The following is a 21,708-nucleotide window of genomic DNA, read 5'->3' as shown; positions in this document are numbered from 1 at the left end:
CCGCTTCGCTCTGCCTCCGGCAGCCGAATACTCGCTTCGCTCGTTTCGCGCGTCCCCGCGCGAATTGCCCGCCTCCGGCGGGGAGTTATGAAATGCGGCCTCCGGCCTTTTTCATAACTTGCGTGCCTCCGGCACGAAAAGTGCCTAAGTGCGGCGACACTTGAAGCTTTCCGCTCTTCCATCGAGGACTACTGGCGACGGGACGACCAGCACGGCGGTGAGGCGCTGAGGCCGGCCATCGTCGGCCAGCTCCGGTATGTCGTTGGACTCCTGAAGGAGAACCGGCCACCGTCCATCCAGACCGGCTTGTACAGCATCGCAGCCGAGCTGGCACGCCTCACCGGCTGGACCTACTTCGACGCCCGCCAGTACAACCAGGCCCGCGCGTACTTCACCGAGGCCCTGCAATTGGCCAAGGGAATCGACGACCGCCAGTTCATGGCCAACGTCCTTGCGTGCATGAGCTTGCAAGCCACCTACCAGGACAAGCCCGCAGACTCTCTCGCACTCGTGACAGCCGCCCAAGACCAGGCCCGCTCGGCCCTCGGCAGCACTCCACGTGTCCTGTCGATGCTGTCCATGCGTGAAGCCTTCGCCCATGCCACCCTCGGCAACCGGGACGCCACTCACCGGGCGATCGGAGAAGCGAACCGCCATTTCGAGCAGATCCAGGCGGGTGACCCGGACCCGTCATGGGTGGCCTACTTCGACGAGCCGAAGCTCATCGTGGACACGGGCATTGCGCACGGCCGACTGGGCGAAGCAGCGACTGCCGAGCCCTTGATCGCGGATGCTCTGCGGCGGGAGGACCGCACCAACCAGCGAGGCCGCGCATTTCACTCATTCTGGTTGGCTCGTACGCAGCTGGACCAGGGCAAGCTTGATCAGGCGTGCCACACCGCCACGCAAGCCCTGGAGCCCGCGTCAGCGGTGGCGTCCGAGCGCGTGTCAGGCCATCTCAGGGAGTTCTACGATCAGTTGGCCCCGCACAGGCAGGAACCCGTAGCCCTGGCCTTCGAGGCACGGCTACGGGAACTCCTCCCACCGGTCAGCGGACCGCTTCATCCATGAGCAAATACAGCAGCCCGACGAGAGATCCACTGCTCACGATCTCCCGGCGGTCAATCATTCCCCGCACCTCCGAGATGGGCACCCACTCGATACGGTCGGACTCGTTCTTCTCCGTGGGCGGTCCGGCGTACGTGGCACCATCGATGCGGAAGACATGGTGCTGCGAGTCGGTGATCCCGTTGGCCGGCTCGGCGTAGATCAGCGCCTTGATGGGGCCAGGGCTCCAGCCCGTCTCTTCCAGGACCTCGCGGGCCGCAGCCTCCTCCGGGGTCTCACCCTCTTCGACCAGGCCCATGGGCAACTCCCAAGCCCACGAGTCCGTGATGAAGCGATGCCGCCACATCATCAGGACCTCCTGGCGATCATTGACCACGACGGCCACGGCCAAGTGCCGGAGGCGAACGACGTGATACTCCCACCTGCGCCCGTCAGGCTGCTGGACATCGACCAGACACAGATTCACCCAGGGGTTCGTGTAGATCTGACGCTCACCGTGGGTCTTCCACTCCATACCTGCGGCCCCTCTCGATCGGCCTCCAGGGTCTCAGACCGACACAGGCTGTCGCGCGGTTTCGACACCATTCACGTCAGAGTGACGAAATTCCAGTGACACCAAGGGTGGTGAAGAACCAGTGGTCATCCGGGGCGCACGTCGGATGGCGGGCGGCCGGCGCCCGCCCCGTCTGGCCGATGCAGAGCTACCGGCTCGTTCCCCGCCAGGACGCGCCCAGCGACCCTGCCGGCATCGATCTGAAGGTGCCCACCCTGCGCAAGCGCGCACTGCGTGAGGCCGTTCTGCCCCGCAGAACACACGGCCCTCCTAGACCTGCTGCGCACCGCCTTGGACCTGGAGCCCTGACCAGCCCCGTCCGGGCACACACCGCTTCGCCCCTTCCTGATGAGGAGCTGCCATGCCCACCAAGAAGCATGCGGCCTTCCGTACGGTGCAGGCGAACACTGCGCGAGTCGTGGACGAGTGGCTGCCGGTCAAGGACTGGTCGACCGACGCGGTCAAGGAGTGGCACGCCGGCGCGCCGGTGCCGTACTGCTGGACGTACGACTCCGTGCCTGGGGTCGGCGACTGGGCCGGGACCTCCCGCTGCTCGTGTTCGCTGTGCGTCTTCGCCTCCCGCGCGGACGTGCTGCTCTCCCTGGGTCGACGGCCGCGGCTGGCTGCCTTGTACGCCGAAGTCGAGCAGGTGAGGGGCGACAGCTTCCGAGCCGACTGGCGCATCACCGACCTGATCCGGCACGCCGAGGACTGCGGGGCTCCCGATCCGGGCGTCGTCTGTCCGGACGACGGGCCGGAGTTCACCGCCCTCCAGCACCAGGTGCGGGCAGCCCTGAAGAAGGAGCCCCGCAAAAGGCCCGACCTGGCTCGCCGCAACCGGCGCGCGCTGTGCGACGGCTATGCCGTTCCCCGCTGACGTTCTGGGCGGGCCTTCTATTCCTCTTGAAAGGCATACTTGTCATGATGACGACGACCACCCAGCGCATCCTCGGCCTCGCTGCGGCCGCGCCGGCCAGCCACGATGAGGACCTTGTGGTGCTCCTGCGTGAAGCGAACGAGCTGTACCAGCAGGGCCTTGAAGGCCTGCGCCACACTGTGGCGACCCGTTTCGCCGGGTTGTCGCATGGGGATCTGGTGGCAGCCGCGACCGCGGCAGGCATGCCGTGCGACGCATGCCAGGACCGCGGCGAGCTGGTGCTGCTGCTCGCCCTGGTCGAATGGGAGATGACCCCAGCGGCCCTGGCCTACTCGGAGATGGCCGAAGATGCAGCCCGCCGCGGCGTGTGTCTGATCCCAGAGGAGTGAAGCTTCCAGTGCCGCCCGGAAGAGTCCGGGCGGCGGGCTGGACCTCCAACCCACACTCCTGCCATTATGTGAGTTGCGACCGGGCAGGCCGGCTCGCGTTCTGACCGGACGGACCCTTCTGCCATGACCTCGCACCGTAAGCCTCGCCTGGCCGACGCTGCCGAGATCGCGGCTGAGCAGGGCCTGACACCCGCGCGGATCAGCGGTCTCTACAACGAGCGGGCCGCGAACGCGGCTGGTGTGCCGTTCCCTGAGATCGCCGACATGCGGGGCCGTGCCCGCCTGTGGGACCACGCTGCGGTCACCGAGTGGTTCGCCCACCGGCCGCCGGCGAGGCTTCGCGGTCACACACCGCCCGCCCGCGCCCCGCAGGACCTGCTGAACGCCGCAGAGGCCTCGAGGTTCCTGGGCTACAAGAACCCCAACCAGGTCACCACCTACGTCCGCGACCACCCTGGCTACTTCCCCGACCCCGACGAGGTCGAAGAACTGGGCAGTGCGGAACACCCCTACCGCCGGCAGATGTGGCGCGTTCAGACCCTGCTGGACTGGATGGGCACCCGGCCCGGCCGCGGGAAGCATGCCGGGACGAAGCGCACCGCCCCCGCACTGCCCGACGTCCCCGTCGACGGCGACCCGGACGAGCTCCTGGGAGCGTCACAGGCGGCCGCGTTGTTGGGGTTCAAGAGCGTCAACTCCTTCTCCAGCAGCCTGTCCCAGGGCAACCTGCCCCTGCTGGAAACCACCGACGCACTCACGGAAGGCGGGCGCCGACGATGGACGCGCCGGCGGCTCCTCGAGCAGGCTGCTGAGCGCAGCTCCAGAAAGTAGCGAACCGGCGGAGAGCGCATCCACTCACCGCCCCACATACGCGGCATCCGGTTACGGGTCGTTGGTCCCTTGCGGGCCGGGTGTCGCACGATGGCCGGCACGGCGCGGTTCGCCACCGCGCCCCGCAGCAGCCACGGCTGCTGCGGACCGGCCATCGCCGACCTTCCCGTGGCACAGCCCTCCACGCACTGCGCCAGCAGCCCTGCCGAGGCTGGTCACAATCTGCACAGCGAACTGCCCTTTCATGTCGGCGCAGCCTCGTGGTCGGGGCCACGGATGCCGACCACGGTCCGGCCGCGAGGCTGTTTCGAGTTCGTGACCGCGGTCGGGGCTTCGTGGTCGGGGGTTCGGTCAGGTCCCACGGGTTTCCTCATCAGCAGCCGAAGGTTCTGACGGAGACCGTCGCGGCGCCTCGGCATCGCGTGACCCTGCGCGTCGAGGACCCCGCTCTCGTGTGCGCAGCCGCCCAGTGCTCAGCGCCCAGGCCGCCGGCGCGCGTCGAAAGGACTCTGCATGACCAGCCCCGCGTTGAGCACTCCGGCCCCCGACGTGGCCCCCAGCCCCGCTGAACCCCTGCGTCACCAGGTGCTTGCCGCGCTCGCCCAGCACCGCATCGCCACCACCAGCCAGCTCCGCCGGATGCTGCGGCCGGAAGGCACACGGCAGCTACTGTCCCGCGTTCTCAACAAACTGCGCTCCCACGGCTACGTCGACTGCACAACCCTGCCGGATGACAACCTCGACCGTACCCACGCGTGGTACCTCACGCAGGACGGTACGCGTCTCATCCGTGACCTGCCTGTGCTGCGTGGGCGGCAGCCCTACCCCATCACCTCGACGACGGCGGCGTCACTGAAGACTCCGCACACGCTCGCCGTCGTGCGTGCCCATCTGGCCTTTGCCGCAGACGCCCGTCGGCTCGGGCACGAGCACGGCCCCTGGGACTGGACCCCTGAGGTATCTCACTCCATCGGCGAGGGCGAGCGGGTTGTTGCCGACGCTGTCATGTACTACACCGTCGTCGACGGCGAGCAACGGCGAAAGCTGCGCGCGTTCGTGGAAGTCGATCGCAGCACCATGAGCAGCGAGCGGCTGGCCGTGAAGTTGATCGAGTACGCCCGTCTGTTCCAGTACGAGGCCCAGCCGGTCGGCCGCCGCAGGACGGCTGCCGCAGGTCCTGCCTGGCTCCGCTGGTATCCGGTCTTTCCCCGCCTGCTGTTCGTGCTCACCGGCGCCTCCCCATTCAGGCTGGGAAACCGGATGGCCGATCTGCAGGCCATGGTTGCTCAGCACCCGCTCGTGGCGGGCCTCGCTCGTGAAGTCCGGCTCGGTGCCGCGGTGCTGGAAGACATCGAGGAGCACGGCCCCGCTGCAGCCGTGTGGGTGCCTCTGGCCGGCGGCCAGCCTCGCCCATGGACGGAACTGTGAGTGCCGTGTGCGAGCGTTAGGCGGAGACCGCTGCGGCGCCAGGATCAGAATCCTGGCGCCGCAGCGGTCTCCGTATCCGTACCGCCATGGGTGGCGGCGCGGACTGCTCCCGGCGGTCGGCTACGTCGCCGGCCGCGCTGATGCAGCGGGCGGCAGAAGCCCCTCGCCCGGCCACAAGGGCTGCTGCGTCGCGATGCTGGTGAGGAGCCGGTTCACCTCGTCCAGGACACGGGCACGATCATCCGGCCCGTAGATGATGGGCTCCCCCAGCGCGGCGTGGAACGTCCGCACCTGGTTGTGCGGGCCAGTGCAGATCAGGGCCCGGGCGATCTTGGGGAGTCCGAGGCTGAGGGCATCACACATCTGGGTTTGCACGAGCTGCACCAGGTCGGTGGTGACGCGTTCCCAGTCGCCGACCGTGGGCCAGTCGGCGCCACCGTTCAGTTCATGGGTGAGGGTGGCCAGCGGGATGATCTCGCCTGGCCGCCGCCCCTGGGTGAGCAGCTCGTGGATCCGTATGCCGTCGGGCTGTTCCACGTGCGGGTGGAGCAGGGTATCTGCGGCCACCACGGTGGTGTTGATCTCCCCGGTTCCGGTGCCGGGGTAGTACGGCTCGTGCGCGAAGAGCAGGTACACGTCCGGGGTACGGGCCGCGGGGCAGGGCTCGGGATGGCTCATGAGCGCAGTTCCTTTCGCTGGTGCCGTTGGGGGCGGATGGTGAGGGGTTGACCGTGTCGCCGGCCGGGTGCCAGGCGGGTTAGGGCCGAGCGCTTGGTCGTGGCGGCGAGGCTGGTTCGCGGCGATCGGCGCGGTACGCGCTGGAGGGCCCGGGCGACCTGATCAGCGAGCTCGACCAACATGCGCTCGCGGGCGACGAGCTGGGCCGAGGCTGAGAGGGTGTCCTGGGTCTGGAGCAGACCGGCGGTGTCCCACAGCAGGATCTGTCCGATCTCGGCGGCGCGGCACAGCTCATCGCGGTCGCTGTCGCTGTCGCAGTCGGCGGCCTGGCCGAGGTAGGTGTGCAGGGCGGCGAGACGCTGCAGGTAGCGGCAGGCGTTGCCGTCTTCGACGCTGCGGACGTGTTCGCGGGCCCGGGTGTCCAGCCGATCCGGCAGGTGTTCAGCAAGCAGCGGTGCGAGCGCCATCGCCGGGAGCGCGACGTCGGCAGGTACTCCTTGGGCCAGGGCGAACAGGCTGGCCAGCAGGCTGAAGAGTGCCGCTGCAGCGGTGCAGAGTCGCAGGGATCCAGGGATCCTGGCGGCCAGGGCGATGCGCTGGGCGGGGCGCCTGGTCAGCCAGCGAAGGGCCAGGCGCTGCATGCGGGTCGCGTCGGGGGTGAGTACCCCGACCTGCTGGGGGATCTCCGGCAGCGTGCCGTCGCCGGGAACGGGCCAGGCGAGCCAGCCCCATCGGGTGCGTTCGTACACGATGACGGGCTCGCACGCGGCCGGGCAGGAGGCGCCGCAGGTGTGGCCCGTCCGCAGAGCGCGGGATCGCGCTCTCTCCCACCGGCTCGGATCGTGGGTGAAAGGGCGCAGGTGCTGCCGGGGCGCTGGTGGTGGTGTCTTGAGCCTTTCGGTCATGAGCTGCTTCCTCCGCGTTGGTCGGTGAAGGCGGTGGTGCAGGCCGCGCAGCGGCCATCGCCATCGGGATGGGCGCGCCGGGGAACCGGCCCCGTGCAGGAGCGGCATGGCGGCCACCCGAGGCAGGCCGGGCAGAGGTCTTCGCCGGGGGCGGTTCCGGGCAGGCCGCAGTCGGCGCATTCGACGAAGGCCCGGTAGGTCAGGGCTTCGCTCACCGTGCGGGCGGCGGTCGCTGTCGAGGATCGTTCGGCCGTCGCCGGCGCGATGGCATTGCCCTGCCCGGGCACGTGGTGGTCTGCGGCGGTGGCGGGCGGTGGGTGGGCCTGGGCGGCCCGCAGGCGGGCGGCGATGATCGCGCCGACCGTGGTGCGCACCGGGTGCGGCAGGGGCCGGTCGGTGATGACGTGGCGCAGCTGCGCGGGGCTCCAGCCGGCGTCCATCATCACGGTGGCGATGCGGCCCTGATCGGTCAGGGGCTTCCCGGTCAGAAGGAGTTCGGGATGGGTTGCGCCGATGTCGAGCAGCAACCGGATACCCGCATGCATCTCATCGGCCGGATGCGCCTCAAGGCGGTCTGTCCGTCCGGACGTCCGCGGTGCTGTGCAGCCAGGCCGGGGAGGGAGGGGTCTGGTGTTCTGCTTGTTGGTCTTCTTTCTGTTGGTGTTCTTAGTGCTGGGATCAGCCAACGTTGGATCAGCCAGTCCTGGATATCCCGACTCTGGCTGTGACCTGGTGCTTTGGAGGCTTGGCAGGTCGGTGATGCAGTAGAGGGCCTGGCCGAGCGTGCCGTCGGGGTTGCGGTCGCGGTCTCGACGCAGGAATCCGTGCTTCTCCAGTTCCTCCAGCCCGGTGGTCACTGCGTGGACGCTCTCGCGGCCGTGGTGGGCCAGGTTGGCGATGGTGATCTGCCAGCCTTCCCGGTGCGTGCTGATGTGGCCGAAGAGCCCTTTGGCCTTGAAGGAGAGCCGGCTGTCGCGGAACAGAGCGTTGGCGATCTGCGTGAACTGATCGCCCGCCATCTCGCCGCGGCGGATCCCGGCCCCGTACGCAGCCGCGTGCTTGCGGTCGGCGTGCGGGAGCGGTGCAGGGGCTGAGTTGCGTGGCGCGACGTCCAGGGCGGCGGGGCGGTCGGTGATGGAGTAGACGATCTTTCCGAGCGTGCCGTTCGGGCGGCGCAGCCGATCGCGGTTCAGATAGCCCTGCTTCTCCAGTTCACTCAGTCCGGCGCGCACCGCGTCTCGTCCGTCGGGGCCCAGAGCGGTCAGGGCGGCGATGTTCACCAGCCATCCGTCCCGGTGGGTGCTGATGTAGCCGAAGAGTCCCTTCGCCCGGTACGAGATCCGGCGGTCACGGAACAGAGCGTTGGCGATCTGCGTGAACTGATCCGCGGCCATGGCTCCGCGGCGGATCCCGGCCCCGAAGCCGCTCATCGCGACCGGGCCGAGCAAGACAGCGCGTAGCAGCCGTGGGAGCTCGTCGACCCCAGGGCGGGGTGGGCGAGCGGCTCGGGTGCCGGGGCGTGCTGGTGTGCCATGCCCTCAGCTGATCCGCCGGGCCCGACCATGCTGACGGCCACCAGCCCCGACCAACGGACACGATCCGGCAACATGCCCGTCTGACTTGCGTGGACGGGTGCGCATCGGCACTTCGCGACCCTCGTTGCGCAGTTCAGTCCGCCAACCGTCGAGCGTGGACGCGTTGCGGACAGGGCGGGGCTCGTGCGCAGTCGGCGCGGGGCGCAGCCCTGCGCAACCGGGGTGTGGCTTCGCCTTGGCCAGTTGCGCAGCCCTGGCGCCGCGTTGCAGACCGCATGCGCCCCAGTTGCTGCGCGTCTGCGCAGCGGGCCGGAAGCAGCCGCCGCCTGGCCACCCCGCGCGGTCCGTCACCGGCTGGGGCTCTGGCCCGGTCATTGGGCGAGAGGCGTGGTTGGTGCTGGCGAGCTGTGGTCGGGGTCGTGGTCGGGCCGACCATGGCCCCGACCACGGGTCTTGTGTCGCCATCGTGACCGTGGTCGGGGTCTCGTGGTCGGTGCTCGGGTGGGGGTCGGCGGGTTTCCTCAAGGTCAGCAACAGTCGTTCTGACCTGGGAGTTTGAACATGCCTCCTGGCAAGCAGGCCTCGCAGAGCGAGGCCACCGCGGCGCTGGCTGCGGGCGTCACGCTGGAAGCGATGCGGCGCCGCGTGCGCCTTTCGCGTCTGGCGGCTTGGCTGGCCATCGGGGCCGGCCCGGTCGCCCTGGGTGTCGCCATCACCTCTACCGCCCCCGTCGTCGAGGCGGCCGCCCCGGTCAAGCCGACCGTCGTGCGCACCGCGGCGGCTACCGCCGACCCGGCGGGCTATGCGCAGCTGTTCGTCAGTGCGTGGTTGCGCAGCAGCGCGGATGACGTGACGAGTGCGCATGCTCGTCTTGCGCGGTCGATGGCGCCGGACGTCGCTCTGCCTGATCCGGCTGCTGGTGCGCAGCCGGTGCCGGCGTCCGTGATGGCGGTGCGCAGTGCGCACCGCGAGGGTGGCGCGTGGTTGGTGACGGTGGCTGCGCAGTACGCCGACGGCCGGGTGCGCAACTTCGCCGTCCCGGTCCTCGCCGAGGGCGCGGGCGGCTCGTTCACGGTGACCGGCGCGCCTGGTGTGGTGAGCGGACTGGTACCGGCTCAGGCGCCGAAGTCGCCGTACGGGGTCGCCGTCTCTGAAGGGGATCTGTCGTCCGCGGTGGGGGAGTTCCTGTCCGCGTACCTGACCGGTGCCGGCGAGGTGAGCCGCTACCTCGCACCGGGCATGAAGTTGTCGGCCGTTGCCCCGGCCCCGTACACGGCAGTCACCGTGCAGCGGGTCTTCGCTGTCGAAGCGGCAGCGGCCGCCGAGCAGGTGCCGGCCGACGGCACAACCGTGCAGATCCTCGCCCAGGTCGAGGCCCGGGATGTGGGCGGGCGCTGGCCGCTGGGGTACGAGCTCGTTCTCAAGACTCGCTCAAGCCGGTGGGAAGTGGCCGCGCTTCAGTCTGGTGGCGCCCCGGACGGGGGTGCCCGGTGAACCCCGTGCAGAGCGTGCTGCTCGCCGGGCAGTTGGACAGCCTCGGCGACTCGTGGATCACCATGCTCCAGGACTGGGCGACGAAGGGGCTGCAGGCCGGTCTCGTCTGCCTCGTCGTCGTGATCATGGTCCAGAGGTTCAGCCTGAAAGCGGGCATCGGCGCACTCCTGCTGATGATCATCGCGCTGGGTCTGTACAACTCACGCAATGACCTGGCGGACATGTTCGAGGACGAGGTGAAGAACCCGGCCAAGGGCGCACCCGCCGTCCCCGGCATCGAGCACGGTTCCGCCCCGGCCTCGAGGTCACACTCCGCCGGTGCGGGAGGCCTGCTGTGAGCGCCGCGGCCACAGGAAGGGTGGGGCGTTTCTACACCGCCGCCCGTCGGCATCCCTGGGTGCTGGGAAAGGTGGCGGACTGGCGCGTGCCGCTCGGCCCGTACACGCCTGCGCAGATCGCGGTCGCCGTCGGCGGCGGGTTCCTTCTCATCAAGACGATTTCGTGGTGGTCGTGGATGGGGCCGGTCCCGATCGCGGCCTGGGTGCTGGCGATCTGGGCGGTACGGCGCCCGAAGATCCAGGGCCGCGCCCCGATGCAGGCGGCGCTCGGCTGGATGATGCTGGCCTGGCAGCCGCGTGGGGGGCGGATCGGCGGCTTGGCCGCTCGTGACCGCGCTCCCCGCGCGCTGTTCGGCGGCTTCACCGTCGAGGAGGCGTTCGCCCCTGAGTCAGGGGCCGCACCGCTGAGTGCGGCTCGGCCCTCGGCCAAGAGCACGCCGCGCCGCACTGCGGTCGCGCCGCGCGCTTTGGCGCGCCGGCGCCCGGCGACGGCTGCTCCCACGGCGTTGGTGCGTCCGGTGTCGGGTGTGCAGCAGCTGCTCGCGCTCACCGAGCAGGGCGGGGGTGCGCGGTGAGGGTTCCGATTCGTCATATCGCCGGGCACCTGCTCTGGTCGACGCACGGCAGCGTGTGGGGCATCTACCGACTGCACCCCGGGCCTAACGCGCAGGGCCGGGCGGAGGAGACCGTCCAGGGCACGTACGTACCGGCGGCAGTCCGCGACGAACAGCTCGCCAAGATCACCCACTTGATCCGTTCCCTGTCGGGGGCGCCGCGGTTGTTCGGGCTGTGCGCGCAGGTCGATCCGGGTGAGATCGCCCTGCGGATGATCGAAGGGATCGAGCCGACCGAGACAGGCCAGGGCGACGGCGGCCGGCATCCGTGGGTGGAGAACGTCGACGCGACGCTGGATCTTCTGGACGGCCAGGAGATGCACCAACGCACTCTGTGGCTGGCTGTGCCGCTGCAGACCGAGACAGGCGGCCTGCAGGTGTCGGCGTCGCTCGGCGCGGCGTGGGCGGAGCTGTCCCCGATGCTGGGCATACAGCCGGCGCCCGTGGCACGACGTGAGGTGACCGCGTACCGCGAGCAGGCCTCCCGGGTGGAGGCCGCGCTCGCCGGCGGCATCGCCTTTCGTCCCGCCCGCCCGGCGGAGATCGTGTGGATGATCCAGCACGCTCTGAACCGCGGGCTGCCAGAGCCGCTGCTGACGGAGGCCGAAACCAGCGAGCTGTTCGGCGGGCGGGTCCGTGATGGCGTGCTGCGCTCTCCCAGCTACGCCGAGCTCGGTCAAGTGCGCCTGCAGGAAGGCGGCATCGACCCCGCCCTCGATGACGTCGAGGAGCTCAAGAGCGCGGGCCGGATGACGCGGTCGGGACGCAAGGCCTGGTGGCGGCTGAACACCGCCTCCCCGCTGCGCAGGCGCTGGCTGCAGGTCGAGTCCGACACCGGAGTGGGCTACCAGGCACAGCTCGCGCTGGCTGAGTGCCCGCCTGTCGTCAGCCAGGACGCGGCCGACCTGTTCGCCCAGCTGGAAACCCTCGACTTCCCCGTCGACTACACCGTCGACCTCACGCTGGTCCCGGCGGAGAAGGCCCGCGACCAGGTCCGGCGCAAGAAGAACGAGCTCATCGACCAGGCTGACCAGTACGACGCACGGCCCACCGGCATGCCGGCCTCGCTGACCGAGGCCGCACGCGACCTGGGCGAGCTGGACGCCCGCCTGTCGCGGACGTCGGTCGAGGTCGAGGTGCAGTCCGTCACCGTGCTGACGGTATGGGGCCCGACCGCCGCAGTGTGCGACGCGCGGGCGCAGGCTCTGGCGGCTCTCCTCGGCGGCGCGGACTACCGGGCCGTGCGCCCGGCGGGCCTTCAGGAGGCCTTGTTCACCCTGGGGCTGCCCGGCACCGTCCGGCCCGGGGTGGTGCGGGAGTTCACCCAGCATCAGATCTCCGAGGACTGGGCGCTGGGCGGCGCCTTCACCGTGAGCGAGGTCGGCGACCCCAACGGCATGTTCCTCGGAATCGACCTGGACTGCGGCACCACCCGCCCTGCGATGATCAACGTGGCGGATGCTCCCAAGGTGGACGCGTCGGCCTCGATGGGCATCGTCGGGGATCTCGGGGCGGGCAAGAGCGTCCTGCAGAAGCTCATCGCGGAAGCGGTGTGGGCGCGCGGCGGCTGCGCGATCTGCATCGACCGCACCCCCGTACGCGAGTGGGCCACCTTCGCCCGCTCCGCGGCGAAGGGCCGCGTCCAGATCATCGACGCCGCGCAGGCCGAAGTGTCCATCGACCCGCTGCGGATGTTCGCCGGCCCCGAAGGCCGGCACTACGCCCTGTCCTACCTCACCCTGCAGCTCGGCATCGGTCCCATGAGCACCAACGGCGAGGTCCTGCACCACGCCGTCGAGCAGGCCGCCGCCGGAGAACGGCCGTCCATGCACCGCGTGCTGGAGGTCCTCGAGGCCATGGCCACGAGAGAGGTGGGCAAGCGGCAGGACGCGGCCGCCACCCTCGCCGGGCTCCTCCGCGTCGTCGCGACCAACCCCCTGGCGCGGATGGTCTTCGATCCGACGCTGCCGCCGGTACGGCTGGACGCCTCCAGCGCCTCCGACATGATCGTGATCACCACCACGGGGCTGAAGCTGCCCCCGCAGGCTGCGTTCGACAAGCCGGAGGTCCTGCACCAGCAGCCCCTGGAAGCGCTGATCGGCCGCGCGGTGCTCTACCTGATCGCCGCGATCGCCCGGCAGACCGCATTCGAGAACCCCGAGAGGTTCACCGCGGTCGTCTTGGACGAGCTGTACTGGCTGACGTCCTCCGCCGAGGGCACCGCCCTGGTCCACGAGATCCTCCACGACGGCCGCAAGCACGGCGCCGGCTTGCTGGCCGGCTCCCACGACGCCGAGGAACTCGGTCCCGACCGCGGACTGATGGCCTACCGCGCGCTCGCCCGGACCGTCGACCGGGAGCGAGCCCGTCGCGGGCTGGAGTTCGTCGGACTCGACCCGAACGACCCGGAGCTGCTGCGCCTGGTGACCACCGGGCTGTCCCCCGTCGGGCAACGCGGCCGCGAGGGCGAGTTCCTGCTGACCGGCCCCAGGCAGAACACCGGCCGGGTCAAGGTCGGCATCCCCCACATCGCGCGCATCAAGGCGTCCATCACCACCACACCAGGCCGCCGCACGAACGCTGCCTCCCCTGCAGCGGCTGAGCCGCTCGCCACTGAGGCCATGGGCTCCCGTAAGGAGGACGCCTGATGACCACTTCATCCTGGGACCGGACCCGGCGCATCGCCGCAGCCGCATGTGTCCTCACGGTGATCGCCGGCACGGTCGGCATGCTCGTCCTGGCCGCCGGATCGAGCGTGCCAGCAGCATGGTGGCCGCACACCGGGCAGGCGTTCACCGCCGACGCCCGCCCCGCACACCAGGACCCGTGCGACCTGATCGCGGGACCGGCCAAGGAGTACTGCGAGCGCGGCACTCCCGAGACCACGTCTGCCGAACATCAGGGCACGGCCGGTGCAGCGTGGACGCTGGTGCCGGCCGGCGCGGGAACGGCCGCTCTCCTCGTGTGGCGGCTCCGCCGTACCTCTGGGCAGAGGCGGCGCTGACATGCTCCGTCCAGACCGCGCAACCCTTCGCTCGGCCGGCTTCGTCGTCCTGCTCACCGGCGTCTTCGTCCTGGTGAACAGCCAGGTCGTGTACGCGGCAAGCAGCAACAGCGAGACCGGAGACCTGCTCGCCCCGCTGAACATCACCTCCTCCGAGGGGGTGCCGATCAACGGGTACGAGCTGAACGCCGAAGGCGGCTCCATCGTCAGCTTCGAGACCCAGTCCCTGGCCTTCGCCCTGTCCGGCTTGTTCACCCTGATCCGGATGCTGGTCGGCCTGGCGGGGTGGGCGATCGAGGTGGCCTTCCGGTTCCCGCTGCTGAAGATCCTCACGCGCCCGTCGCAGAAGGTTGCCGACGCCTACAACAACGTGGTCGTCGACACGCTCGGGCTGAAGGGTCTGCTGCTGGCATGGGCGTTCGTGTTCGCCGGGTTCATGATCGTGCGCGGCCGCGTGGGCCGCGGTCTGGGCGAAATCTTCCTCACCCTGCTCATCGCCGCGTTCGCCGCCTCGGCATTCGTCCGCCCCGACATGCTGCTCTCCCAGGACGGACCGCTGGGACAGGCCCAGCAACTGGGCTCCGAGGTCGCCAAGCACAGCGTCGACTCCTACGACTGGGGCGGCAAGGTCGCCAGCAACGGCCCGTGCTTCAACATGACGGGCGGGGCAGAAAGGGCGTGTCTGGAGCGCGAGGCAGACAAGCCGGCCGACGCCGCCGATGTTGCCCGTCCTATCCAGGACTCCATCACCAACGCGCTCGTGGTCAAGCCGTTCATGCTGCTGCAATACGGCCGCATCCTCGACCCGGCAAAGGCTTCCGACCGCGAGGCCTACGCCGTGCACCTGAAGTGGGTCTCCGGCGGATACAAGCCCTCCGCTCCGAAGAGCGGTGACGAAAACGGTGACGGGGACGCGTGCGACCTCATCAAGGGGCCCGCCAGGGACTACTGCGTCGAGGCCCCGAAGAAGAAGGATGAGGACAAGGAGGATTCCTGCAGGCTCCTCTCGGAGCATGCGCAGAGGTACTGCCGTGACAACGCCGGCAACGGCGGTGGCCCGCCCGAGTTCACTCCGGGCGGCGAGCTGCTGGACACCGTCAACCCCGTGGTCACAGAGGAGGACAAGGAGTTCGCCGCGTTCCTGGCGGATCTCAAGAAGGCTGGGAAGGTAGGCGAAGCCAGCGCCGAGTACGCCAAAAAGCCCACGTGGTGGCGGGTGGGCGGGGCGGCTCTCCTGCTGATCGCCGCGCTGTTCATCTGCGGCATGCTGCTGAGCAGCGCCATCGTCCTGCTCGGCACCCAGGGGATCTGCGCCGCCGCCGCGGCCGCCGGTGGCGTCACCCTCATCGCGGGAATGCTGCCCGGGCCCGCGCGCCAGTCGGTGTGGAAGTGGCTGTCCCTGTGGGGTATCGCCTTCTTGGCCGTGGTCGGCATCTGCGCCTTCGTGCCGTTCTTCGGCATCGCTGTCGACGCCACCATCACCAACGGGCCCGACCTGGTGGTGGAGCGGATCCTGCTGATCGACGTCCTCGCCATCGCCGGCGCGGCCGCGCACCGCAGGCTCCTGACCGGCATCACCTCCTTCGGCCGGCGCATGGCCATGCGGATGCGATACGCCAAGGTCGGCGGCACGCACATGCCCGGAGACACCTCCGAGCTCGGCGCCGCGCTCGCCATGAACACCCCCGCAGCAATGGGCGGATACGGCGGCGGACTGCGCGTCTTCACCGGCGGCGGCCGGTTCGGCACGCTGGGCACCCGCCAGCGGCTGATGGGCGCGCTCACATCGCTGGTCGACGGCGCAGGCATGCCGGTGGACACCGGCCGCCTCCTCGCCGACGCCACCGCCGAAAGCGGACGCGGTCTGGCCCCACTCACCGCGGCCGCCGCCGTGGGCGGGCTGGGAGCACGCCTCGGCGCCAAGGGCGCGAACTGGCTGCTGATCGGCCGTCGGCCGGACAAGGAACAGCTGGCCAAGTGGTCGAAGCCCACAGCCGGCGGGGACCCGGACAGCGGCGGCCCGTCGGGCGGCGGCACCGGCACCTCCGGCGGCCCCGGGCCGCTTCAGCCTGGGGGCCCGCTCGACCGGTACCGCAACGAGGAAGGGCAGGTCGTCGACCGCAACTCCGGCCAGGTGCTGCACGACCAGAACACCGACCGCACGCTGCTGTCGACCCGCGCTCACAACCAGCTGGTCCGCTTCCGCGGGTACCGCATCCTGAACCGCGGTGGCAGGACCGCATACGGGGCGACGGTCGGCTTGCCGGCCAACGCCCGCCGGGCCCGGGCCGCTGGCTCTCGCTACTCCCAGGACGCCCGCCAGCAGGTGCGGGTGTGGGGCAACACCCTCCGCGAGGACGGCCGGGCCTGGACTGACGCGGCGCGGCACCTGTCCCAGGCCACGCGGGAGAACACCGATACCGGCGGCAGGCCTGCTGCTGTCGTCGGCCGTCGCCTGCCGACTGGGCCGGCACCGGCTCCGCGGTCGACCGGATCCCCCACCTCTGCGGTCCGTGCGCGGCCGGCTGCCGAACGGCCCAGCGCGCCGTCTCCGGCCGCAGACAGCGGCCCGCCGGCGTCCCCGGCGCGGTACGGAAGCCGTGACCTGTCGCGTCCGGTCGGCCCGGCCCCCGCCGAACCGCGGCCGGCCATGCCCGGCGGTCGTGGCGCGAGCAGCAGTACCCGTGACGAGGCACGAGCCCGGTTCCAGGAGCTGATGCGTCGCACCGCTGCCGAAGCCGAGCGGCTGCGCCGGGAGCGGAACCGGCGGCCGCGGGGCGGTGGAGAGGAGTGAAGCCGGCCAGGCGCCGCATGGCGCGGTGGGGGTGTGTGGTGGTGCTCTTGCTGTTCGCCGCCGTGTGCTGTGCCGCGCCCGTGGGAAGCGCTATCGGCGCGTATGTCGCGATGAAGACCGGTGCTCAGGACGACGGAGGGATCGCCGAGGGTGGCACGGCGGCCGACATCCCGCCCCGGATGCTGACCGCGTACAAGAACGCCGCCGGGCAGGTCGGGAAGCATGTGCCGAAGTGCCGGGGCATGCGCTGGCCGGTCCTCGCGGGGATCGCCAAGGTCGAGTCCAATCACGCCATCGGCCGCAGCATCGCCGTAGGCGGGGACATCCGGCCACGCATCTACGGGGTGCTCCTCAACGGCTCCGGTGCCGGGGGCAACACCACCGTCTTCCCGGACACCGACAACGGCCGGTGGGACGGCACCGCGAACGGGGAACGTGCCGTCGGCCCCTTCCAGTTCCTTCCCTCTACCTGGGAGGGCGCCGGGAAGGACGCGAGCGGCGACAAGAGGGCCGACCCGCACAACGCCGACGACGCAGCGCTCGGCGCGGCGATCTACCTGTGCGGAGGCGGTCGTGACCTGGCCAAGCGCCCTCAGCTCAAGGCCGCGATCCTGCAGTACAACCGCTCCAACGAGTACGTCGCCAACGTGCTCGGCTGGATCGACCAGTACACGGCGGCCGCCAAGGACCCGGGCCTGAAGAACGTCCCCGGGAAGGTCCGCACGGTGATCGAGGCCGCGCTCTCCCAGCGAGGGGTGCCGTACTCCTGGGGCGGTGGCAACGCGAAGGGCAAGTCGTACGGCATCTGCTGCTCGCCGGGCGGGAAGAGCGGCACCAGCATCAAGGGCTTCGACTGCTCGGGGCTGACCGTGTACGCCTACGCGCAAGTCGGCGTCCAACTGCCGCGCACTGCGGCCGCGCAGGCCGGGGTGGGCAAGCGGATCCCCGCCGGCCTGGGCAAGAGCGCCCTCAGGCCGGGGGACCTCATCTTCTACGCCTACGCTCCAGGCCGCGACTCGACGATCCACCACGTCGGGATCTACGTCGGTGGCGGTCAGATGATCAACGCGCCTCGGCCTGGAACCGTCCTTCGCCTGGACGCGGTCGACGCCATGTCCGGCTTCGCGGGAGGAGCCCGAGTGCTATGACCCCGTCCCTGTGTAGGGCCGCATCTGAGTTGGCCGTTTCTCATCGCTCTGTCTGTGGCTTGTCCGGTTGGACAGGGCGATGAGACGTCCAAAGGATCACGGGCGCTTGACTCGGCTCATCCACCATGGCGCATCCGGTGGCGCAAACGGATCCTTCACGGTTCGCCTCAGAAACCGCTCGTCGAGCGGCTCGATGAGCGCCCGCAGGTTCCGAGCCGCTCTCGGAGAAAGAGCATGGAGGAGAGTTTCCAGGACATCGCGGCACCGCTCCGGGCCAATGTCCTCGCCTGTCTCGTGGTCGTACCAGTTGTCATACTGCGTCGCCCTCGTATACATCACGCCGTGTCCAGGGCGACGACAGATCTTCAGCCAATGCTCCAGCGCTTCGTGGGTGGCGCCAATCCACAAGCGCTGCCGCTCAACGCGGGCAATCTCCGCCAGTACGCGGGACGACAAGCCAGGCACCGTGGCTCGGCGTTCCCAGTGTCGCAAGGGTCGTGGCAGGTCACGACGAACCTGCACAGGGCGCCTACGAGGCATGGACCTTTCGTATGTCGGACATGGCACCCATCATGCCCTCCCCCACGACACCCGTCACTCCTTCGCGGCGGTGACCTGTGCTCTCCGGCCCTAGGAAACGGACAGATCGATGAGAAGAAACCCCGGACAGAACGCTGAGAAGGCACCAGGTCAGCCCAGGACAGCAGGCACCCATCGGGCAAGAAGAACGAGAACCTACACCCTGCCGCGCCCGCCGCGTCTCCTGCTGGTCACCACCGTCGTCCTGGCTGTGACCGGGATGGTCCTGCTGTCGCTGCCCCTCGACAGCCCGAAGTCCTCCGCTCCCCAGTCCGGGCCGGCCGCTAACGCCCCACCGGCGCGCTCAGCGCACCCGGCGGACACGCACCCCGCAGAGCCCAGCCCTCCCCCGCCCGCCGGCGGCGCCTCGCAGGCTGGGTTGGCCAGCGCGTCAGCGCTGCCACCACACGGAGAGGGCATCGCCGGTGACCCGGAGATTCAGCGAGCGCTGGAGTCGGCATGGCCCGCCGACCTCGCGCCTGAAGACGCCCGGCACCTGCTTCGAGCCGGCCGTGACCTGCTGCGGGCTGACGCCACCGGGCTGGGCCGAGCGAAATGGCCAGCGTACTTCGGCGACCCGAACCATGCCGTCGCGCCGGCGTTCACCTCCGCGCGCTTTCGCATCCAAGCCGTCATCGCACGCCGCGATGGCGCTGCTGACAGGGCGGTGGTGCACCTGGTGTGGGCGGGCGAAGACCGCGGCGGCACCTACACCGACGCCCGTATCACCGACCTCCACTTCACCCACACGACCTCGACGAAGGGAGCCTCCGCATGGACTCCGCAGCCCCAGGCCTAACCGATCGCACTGATGAGACAGTGACCAGTCAGATTCTCGACCTGTTCACCAGCCTGGCCGGCGCCGTCGACTGGTCTTTCGACCACTGGTATCTGCTCGCCCTGGCCGTCGCCGTGACCTGGTGCGTGGGCGAAGCAGTCCTCCGCCGGCTCGCGGAGCGCGCCTCAGCGGAGCGGATGGCCCTTGAGCTCGTCCCCGTGCGGCACTTCGACCCAGGCGTTGAAGAGATCTTCCGACGCGGTGTACAGCTCGCCCGCGCGTCCACGTCCATGCCCTGGTGGGCACCACGCAGGGCGAAGACGGTCCAGGTACGGCTGCGCGCTGACGGCTCCAGTCCGCTGCGATACCGCATCGAGGGCCCGGCGGGCGGCGAACGGCTGCTGTCGATCACCCCGTTCGGGCCGGACGTCACCGTGAAACGCGCCCGGCCGATCGTCGACAAGCCGCGTCAGCACACCGTGAGGGCCGAGTTCATCCTGCGAGGCAAGCTCACCTCACCCCTGCGCGACGTGCCTCTTGCCCCCGACCCACTCCAGCCGCTGATCGACGCTGTGTCCGACCTCCGCACGGAACTGGGTGACCTCGCCGAGATCCGCCTCGACATCCAGCGCGCCCCCAAGTGGGCCCTGCGGGCGCGCCGCCTGCAGCTGATGAGCGCTGCACGTCGCAAAGAGCGGCGGGAAGCCCAGCGTGCCGCCCGCTGGCTGCGGCAGGACGCCGGCGGCATTGAGGACTCGATGGGCTGGCAACTGCAGCAGCTGATGCTCAAGGACAAGCCAGGCGGAGCAGCTGCCGGCCGGCGCCTCGTCATGCCTCCGGTGCCGCGCCGGGTGGAGCCGGCTGAGGTGCTCGGCAAGCTGACTGACGACGATCACCTCGTGCGGGTGCAGCTGCTCGTGATGTGCGCGTCGAACACCGAGGGCCGTGCGCAGGCGCGTCTGGCCCAACTCCAGGCAGCGTTCGACGTGTTCGGTGGGCGCTCCCGGTGGGCCATGCGAGGGTGGCGCCTGGGTCCCTGGCGGGTGGGCGCCGACCAGTGGCCCTCTCGCCGCGGCTTTGAGCGCCGCTGGAACCTCGGGCACTGCCATCCGCCGCGCGCGAACTGGGTCCGGCTGGAGGAGCTGACCGGCCTGCTCAAGCCTCCGACCGTGCACTGCCGGATGCCGCTGCTCGCCGGTGATCTGCCGAACTTCGTCCACGGGGACCCGGAGCTGCTGCTGCAGGGCATCTACCGCGGTCCGGACGGCCGGGAGCGCCTGGTCGCCACCTACGCCGAGGAGACGCTGTTCGAGGTCGGCGTCGGCAAGGCAGGCGGTGGCAAGACGGAGCGGGCCCTGGCGCAGGCGATCGGCTGGGCACATGCCGGCGGGGGGCTGATGTTCGTCGACCCGCACCGTGACTCCTGGCCGCGCGCCACCACGTTCCTGGCGCACGAGACCCTCATGCCGCGGATCGCTCTGATCGACCTCAACGGCCTCGGCACCTCCCCAAGGGTGAGTTCGTGGAACCCCCTCGGCATGCACCACGGCCAGGCGGCGCACGAGGTCGTCGAAGCGATCGCCGACGCCTACAGCTCCGCGCTGGGGTGGGACGATGCGACCGCCCCGCGGGCGATCACCATCCTGACCGCCGCTCTAGCCGTCCTGGTGGCGGTGAACGAGACCGCCTGCCAGGCCGGCCGGCCCAAGGACCAGGCCACGATCTTCCATGTGCGGGCCCTGCTCACCGATGCCGTCTTCCGCAAAGCAGCCCTCGCGGCGGTGTCGGGCCGGCTCGATGACGAGACCCGTTCCTGGTGGCAGGTGGTGTTCCCCACCCTGCCGCCCGACGCATTCGCCGTGGTCCTCAACCCCATCTCCCGCCTCGCAGCCAACCCCGTCACCCGCGCCTTCCTCGGCCAGCCGGTCGGGGTCTACAACATCCGCGCAGCGATGGACTCCCGGATGATCGTGTGGGTGTGCCCGGGCGGGAACGGGCCCACCGACCGGCTGCTGACCGCGCTGCTCGCTCGCGATCTGCTGCGTGCGGTGCGTTCACGCCGCGACACCCGCGAGGAGGAGCGGGTGCCGTTCCGCCCGTACTTCGACGAGCTGATCACGCTGACCGGGGCCAGTCCTGAGACCATCGCCGCCATGTTCGAGGACTTCCGCAAGTACAAGTGCCAGGTCCACGGTATGACGCAGCTGCTGGCTCGCCTGCCCACGCCGGTGCGGCTGTCCCTTGTGCAGAACGCCTCCACCCTCGCCACCACCGCAGGGTCGAGGTCCGCGATCGCGCCCATCACCGCCGAGTGGGGCGACAGCCCCAGCCCCGACCGGGTCGCCACCATGGAGCGTTTCGAGCACTACGTCTCCATGAACGTGCATGGTCGCCGTGTCGGGCCTGTTCAGCTGCGCGGGCCGCATCTCGACAAGGTCTTCGCTGCCCAAGCCCGGCCGCAGAAGGTCCGCGCGCTGGAGCAGGCCGCACTCGCGAACGCCGGTGCGCTTCCCCTGAGGCAGGTGACCGAGCTCGTCGGGGGGCAACTCGAACGCGTCACTGCTTTCGTTTGCGAACTCGCCCCCGCCAGCGCTGACTCCGTCTCGGCCAGGGAGTACGAATGACCGCCCCTGCTGGTGCGCTCATACGAGGTTTGAGACGAACAACTGCTCGAACACAGTGGGATCTTGACAGG

Annotated in this window: 18 protein-coding genes and 1 pseudogene; 14 read left to right on the top strand and 5 right to left on the bottom strand. The window is 70.0% G+C overall.

What is annotated here, in order from left to right:
• Positions 1 to 144: 144 nt before the first annotated feature.
• Positions 145 to 1,071 (top strand): annotated as a pseudogene (locus tag ACIQMR_RS36210) (hypothetical protein); the annotation flags it as partial.
• On the opposite strand, the gene ACIQMR_RS36205 reads toward ACIQMR_RS36210, so the two are convergent.
• Complete coding sequence (locus tag ACIQMR_RS36205; protein ID WP_401396847.1) at positions 1,049 to 1,582, bottom strand: NUDIX hydrolase; 534 nt, start codon at positions 1,580 to 1,582, stop codon at positions 1,049 to 1,051. The pseudogene ACIQMR_RS36210 and the gene ACIQMR_RS36205 overlap by 23 nt on opposite strands.
• Before the next feature lie 400 nt (positions 1,583 to 1,982).
• Here ACIQMR_RS36205 and ACIQMR_RS36200 point away from each other — a divergent pair, with 400 nt between their 5' ends.
• The 4 genes from ACIQMR_RS36200 to ACIQMR_RS36185 all read left to right on the top strand — a co-directional run bounded on the left by ACIQMR_RS36200 (position 1,983) and on the right by ACIQMR_RS36185 (position 5,146).
• The gene (locus ACIQMR_RS36200; protein WP_401396844.1) at positions 1,983 to 2,498 is read left to right on the top strand and encodes a hypothetical protein; all 516 of its coding nucleotides are present in this window, start codon (positions 1,983 to 1,985) and stop codon (positions 2,496 to 2,498) included.
• A gap of 47 nt (positions 2,499 to 2,545) precedes the next feature.
• Positions 2,546 to 2,887 (top strand): hypothetical protein, encoded by a 342-nt coding sequence (locus ACIQMR_RS36195; RefSeq protein WP_401396841.1) that lies wholly within the window; start codon positions 2,546 to 2,548, stop codon positions 2,885 to 2,887.
• Between the two features lie 123 nt (positions 2,888 to 3,010).
• A complete protein-coding gene (locus ACIQMR_RS36190; RefSeq protein WP_401396838.1) occupies positions 3,011 to 3,718 on the top strand; it encodes a hypothetical protein in 708 nt (235 codons plus the stop codon).
• A 513-nt stretch (positions 3,719 to 4,231) separates the two neighbouring features.
• Complete coding sequence (locus ACIQMR_RS36185; RefSeq protein WP_401396835.1) at positions 4,232 to 5,146, top strand: replication-relaxation family protein; 915 nt, start codon at positions 4,232 to 4,234, stop codon at positions 5,144 to 5,146.
• Between the two features lie 120 nt (positions 5,147 to 5,266).
• Here ACIQMR_RS36185 and ACIQMR_RS36180 read toward each other — a convergent pair whose 3' ends face one another.
• The 3 genes from ACIQMR_RS36180 to ACIQMR_RS36170 all read right to left on the bottom strand — a co-directional run bounded on the left by ACIQMR_RS36180 (position 5,267) and on the right by ACIQMR_RS36170 (position 8,159).
• The gene (locus tag ACIQMR_RS36180; RefSeq protein WP_401396832.1) at positions 5,267 to 5,824 is read right to left on the bottom strand and encodes a hypothetical protein; all 558 of its coding nucleotides are present in this window, start codon (positions 5,822 to 5,824) and stop codon (positions 5,267 to 5,269) included.
• Positions 5,821 to 6,573, bottom strand: coding sequence for a hypothetical protein (locus ACIQMR_RS36175; RefSeq protein ID WP_401396829.1), 753 nt, complete (start codon positions 6,571 to 6,573; stop codon positions 5,821 to 5,823). Before ACIQMR_RS36175 ends, ACIQMR_RS36180 begins: the two co-directional genes overlap by 4 nt.
• A 152-nt stretch (positions 6,574 to 6,725) precedes the next feature.
• Complete coding sequence (locus ACIQMR_RS36170) at positions 6,726 to 8,159, bottom strand: hypothetical protein (RefSeq protein WP_401396850.1); 1,434 nt, start codon at positions 8,157 to 8,159, stop codon at positions 6,726 to 6,728.
• A 666-nt stretch (positions 8,160 to 8,825) separates the two neighbouring features.
• Here ACIQMR_RS36170 and ACIQMR_RS36165 point away from each other — a divergent pair.
• From ACIQMR_RS36165 to ACIQMR_RS36135, 7 genes are read left to right on the top strand one after another with little or no spacing between them, the layout of a single operon-like run.
• Positions 8,826 to 9,758: a conjugal transfer protein gene (locus ACIQMR_RS36165; RefSeq protein ID WP_401396826.1), complete on the top strand. Its 933-nt coding sequence runs from the start codon at positions 8,826 to 8,828 to the stop codon at positions 9,756 to 9,758.
• The gene (locus tag ACIQMR_RS36160; protein ID WP_401396823.1) at positions 9,755 to 10,096 is read left to right on the top strand and encodes a hypothetical protein; all 342 of its coding nucleotides are present in this window, start codon (positions 9,755 to 9,757) and stop codon (positions 10,094 to 10,096) included. The genes ACIQMR_RS36165 and ACIQMR_RS36160 overlap by 4 nt, the downstream gene beginning before the upstream one ends.
• Complete coding sequence (locus tag ACIQMR_RS36155; RefSeq protein WP_401396820.1) at positions 10,093 to 10,671, top strand: hypothetical protein; 579 nt, start codon at positions 10,093 to 10,095, stop codon at positions 10,669 to 10,671. The genes ACIQMR_RS36160 and ACIQMR_RS36155 overlap by 4 nt, the downstream gene beginning before the upstream one ends.
• Positions 10,668 to 13,358 (top strand): ATP-binding protein, encoded by a 2,691-nt coding sequence (locus tag ACIQMR_RS36150; RefSeq protein ID WP_401396817.1) that lies wholly within the window; start codon positions 10,668 to 10,670, stop codon positions 13,356 to 13,358. The genes ACIQMR_RS36155 and ACIQMR_RS36150 overlap by 4 nt, the downstream gene beginning before the upstream one ends.
• Positions 13,358 to 13,714, top strand: coding sequence for a hypothetical protein (locus ACIQMR_RS36145; RefSeq protein WP_401396814.1), 357 nt, complete (start codon positions 13,358 to 13,360; stop codon positions 13,712 to 13,714). The genes ACIQMR_RS36150 and ACIQMR_RS36145 overlap by 1 nt, the downstream gene beginning before the upstream one ends.
• 1 nt (position 13,715) lies before the next feature.
• Positions 13,716 to 16,508 (top strand): hypothetical protein, encoded by a 2,793-nt coding sequence (locus ACIQMR_RS36140; protein ID WP_401396811.1) that lies wholly within the window; start codon positions 13,716 to 13,718, stop codon positions 16,506 to 16,508.
• 35 nt (positions 16,509 to 16,543) lie between these two features.
• Positions 16,544 to 17,656 carry an NlpC/P60 family protein gene (locus ACIQMR_RS36135; protein WP_401396808.1) on the top strand — a complete coding sequence of 371 codons (1,113 nt, stop codon included), beginning with the start codon at positions 16,544 to 16,546 and terminating at the stop codon, positions 17,654 to 17,656.
• Between the two features lie 96 nt (positions 17,657 to 17,752).
• On the opposite strand, the gene ACIQMR_RS36130 is transcribed toward ACIQMR_RS36135, so the two are convergent.
• Positions 17,753 to 18,112 (bottom strand): hypothetical protein, encoded by a 360-nt coding sequence (locus ACIQMR_RS36130; protein ID WP_401396805.1) that lies wholly within the window; start codon positions 18,110 to 18,112, stop codon positions 17,753 to 17,755.
• Between the two features lie 502 nt (positions 18,113 to 18,614).
• Between ACIQMR_RS36130 and ACIQMR_RS36125 the strand changes: the two genes are divergently transcribed.
• Both ACIQMR_RS36125 and ACIQMR_RS36120 read left to right on the top strand, forming a co-directional pair.
• The gene (locus tag ACIQMR_RS36125; RefSeq protein WP_401396802.1) at positions 18,615 to 19,034 is read left to right on the top strand and encodes a hypothetical protein; all 420 of its coding nucleotides are present in this window, start codon (positions 18,615 to 18,617) and stop codon (positions 19,032 to 19,034) included.
• Entirely contained in the window at positions 19,010 to 21,637 is a 2,628-nt protein-coding gene (locus tag ACIQMR_RS36120; RefSeq protein WP_401396799.1) for an ATP/GTP-binding protein, read from the top strand. The genes ACIQMR_RS36125 and ACIQMR_RS36120 overlap by 25 nt, the downstream gene beginning before the upstream one ends.
• Positions 21,638 to 21,708 lie beyond the last annotated feature (71 nt).

This window comes from Streptomyces sp. NPDC091376, from assembly GCF_044757085.1.
Classification (GTDB): domain Bacteria; phylum Actinomycetota; class Actinomycetes; order Streptomycetales; family Streptomycetaceae; genus Streptomyces; species Streptomyces pratisoli.
The sequence above is the reverse complement of the archived record's forward strand: the minus strand, read 5'-3'. Positions and strand labels throughout refer to the sequence as shown.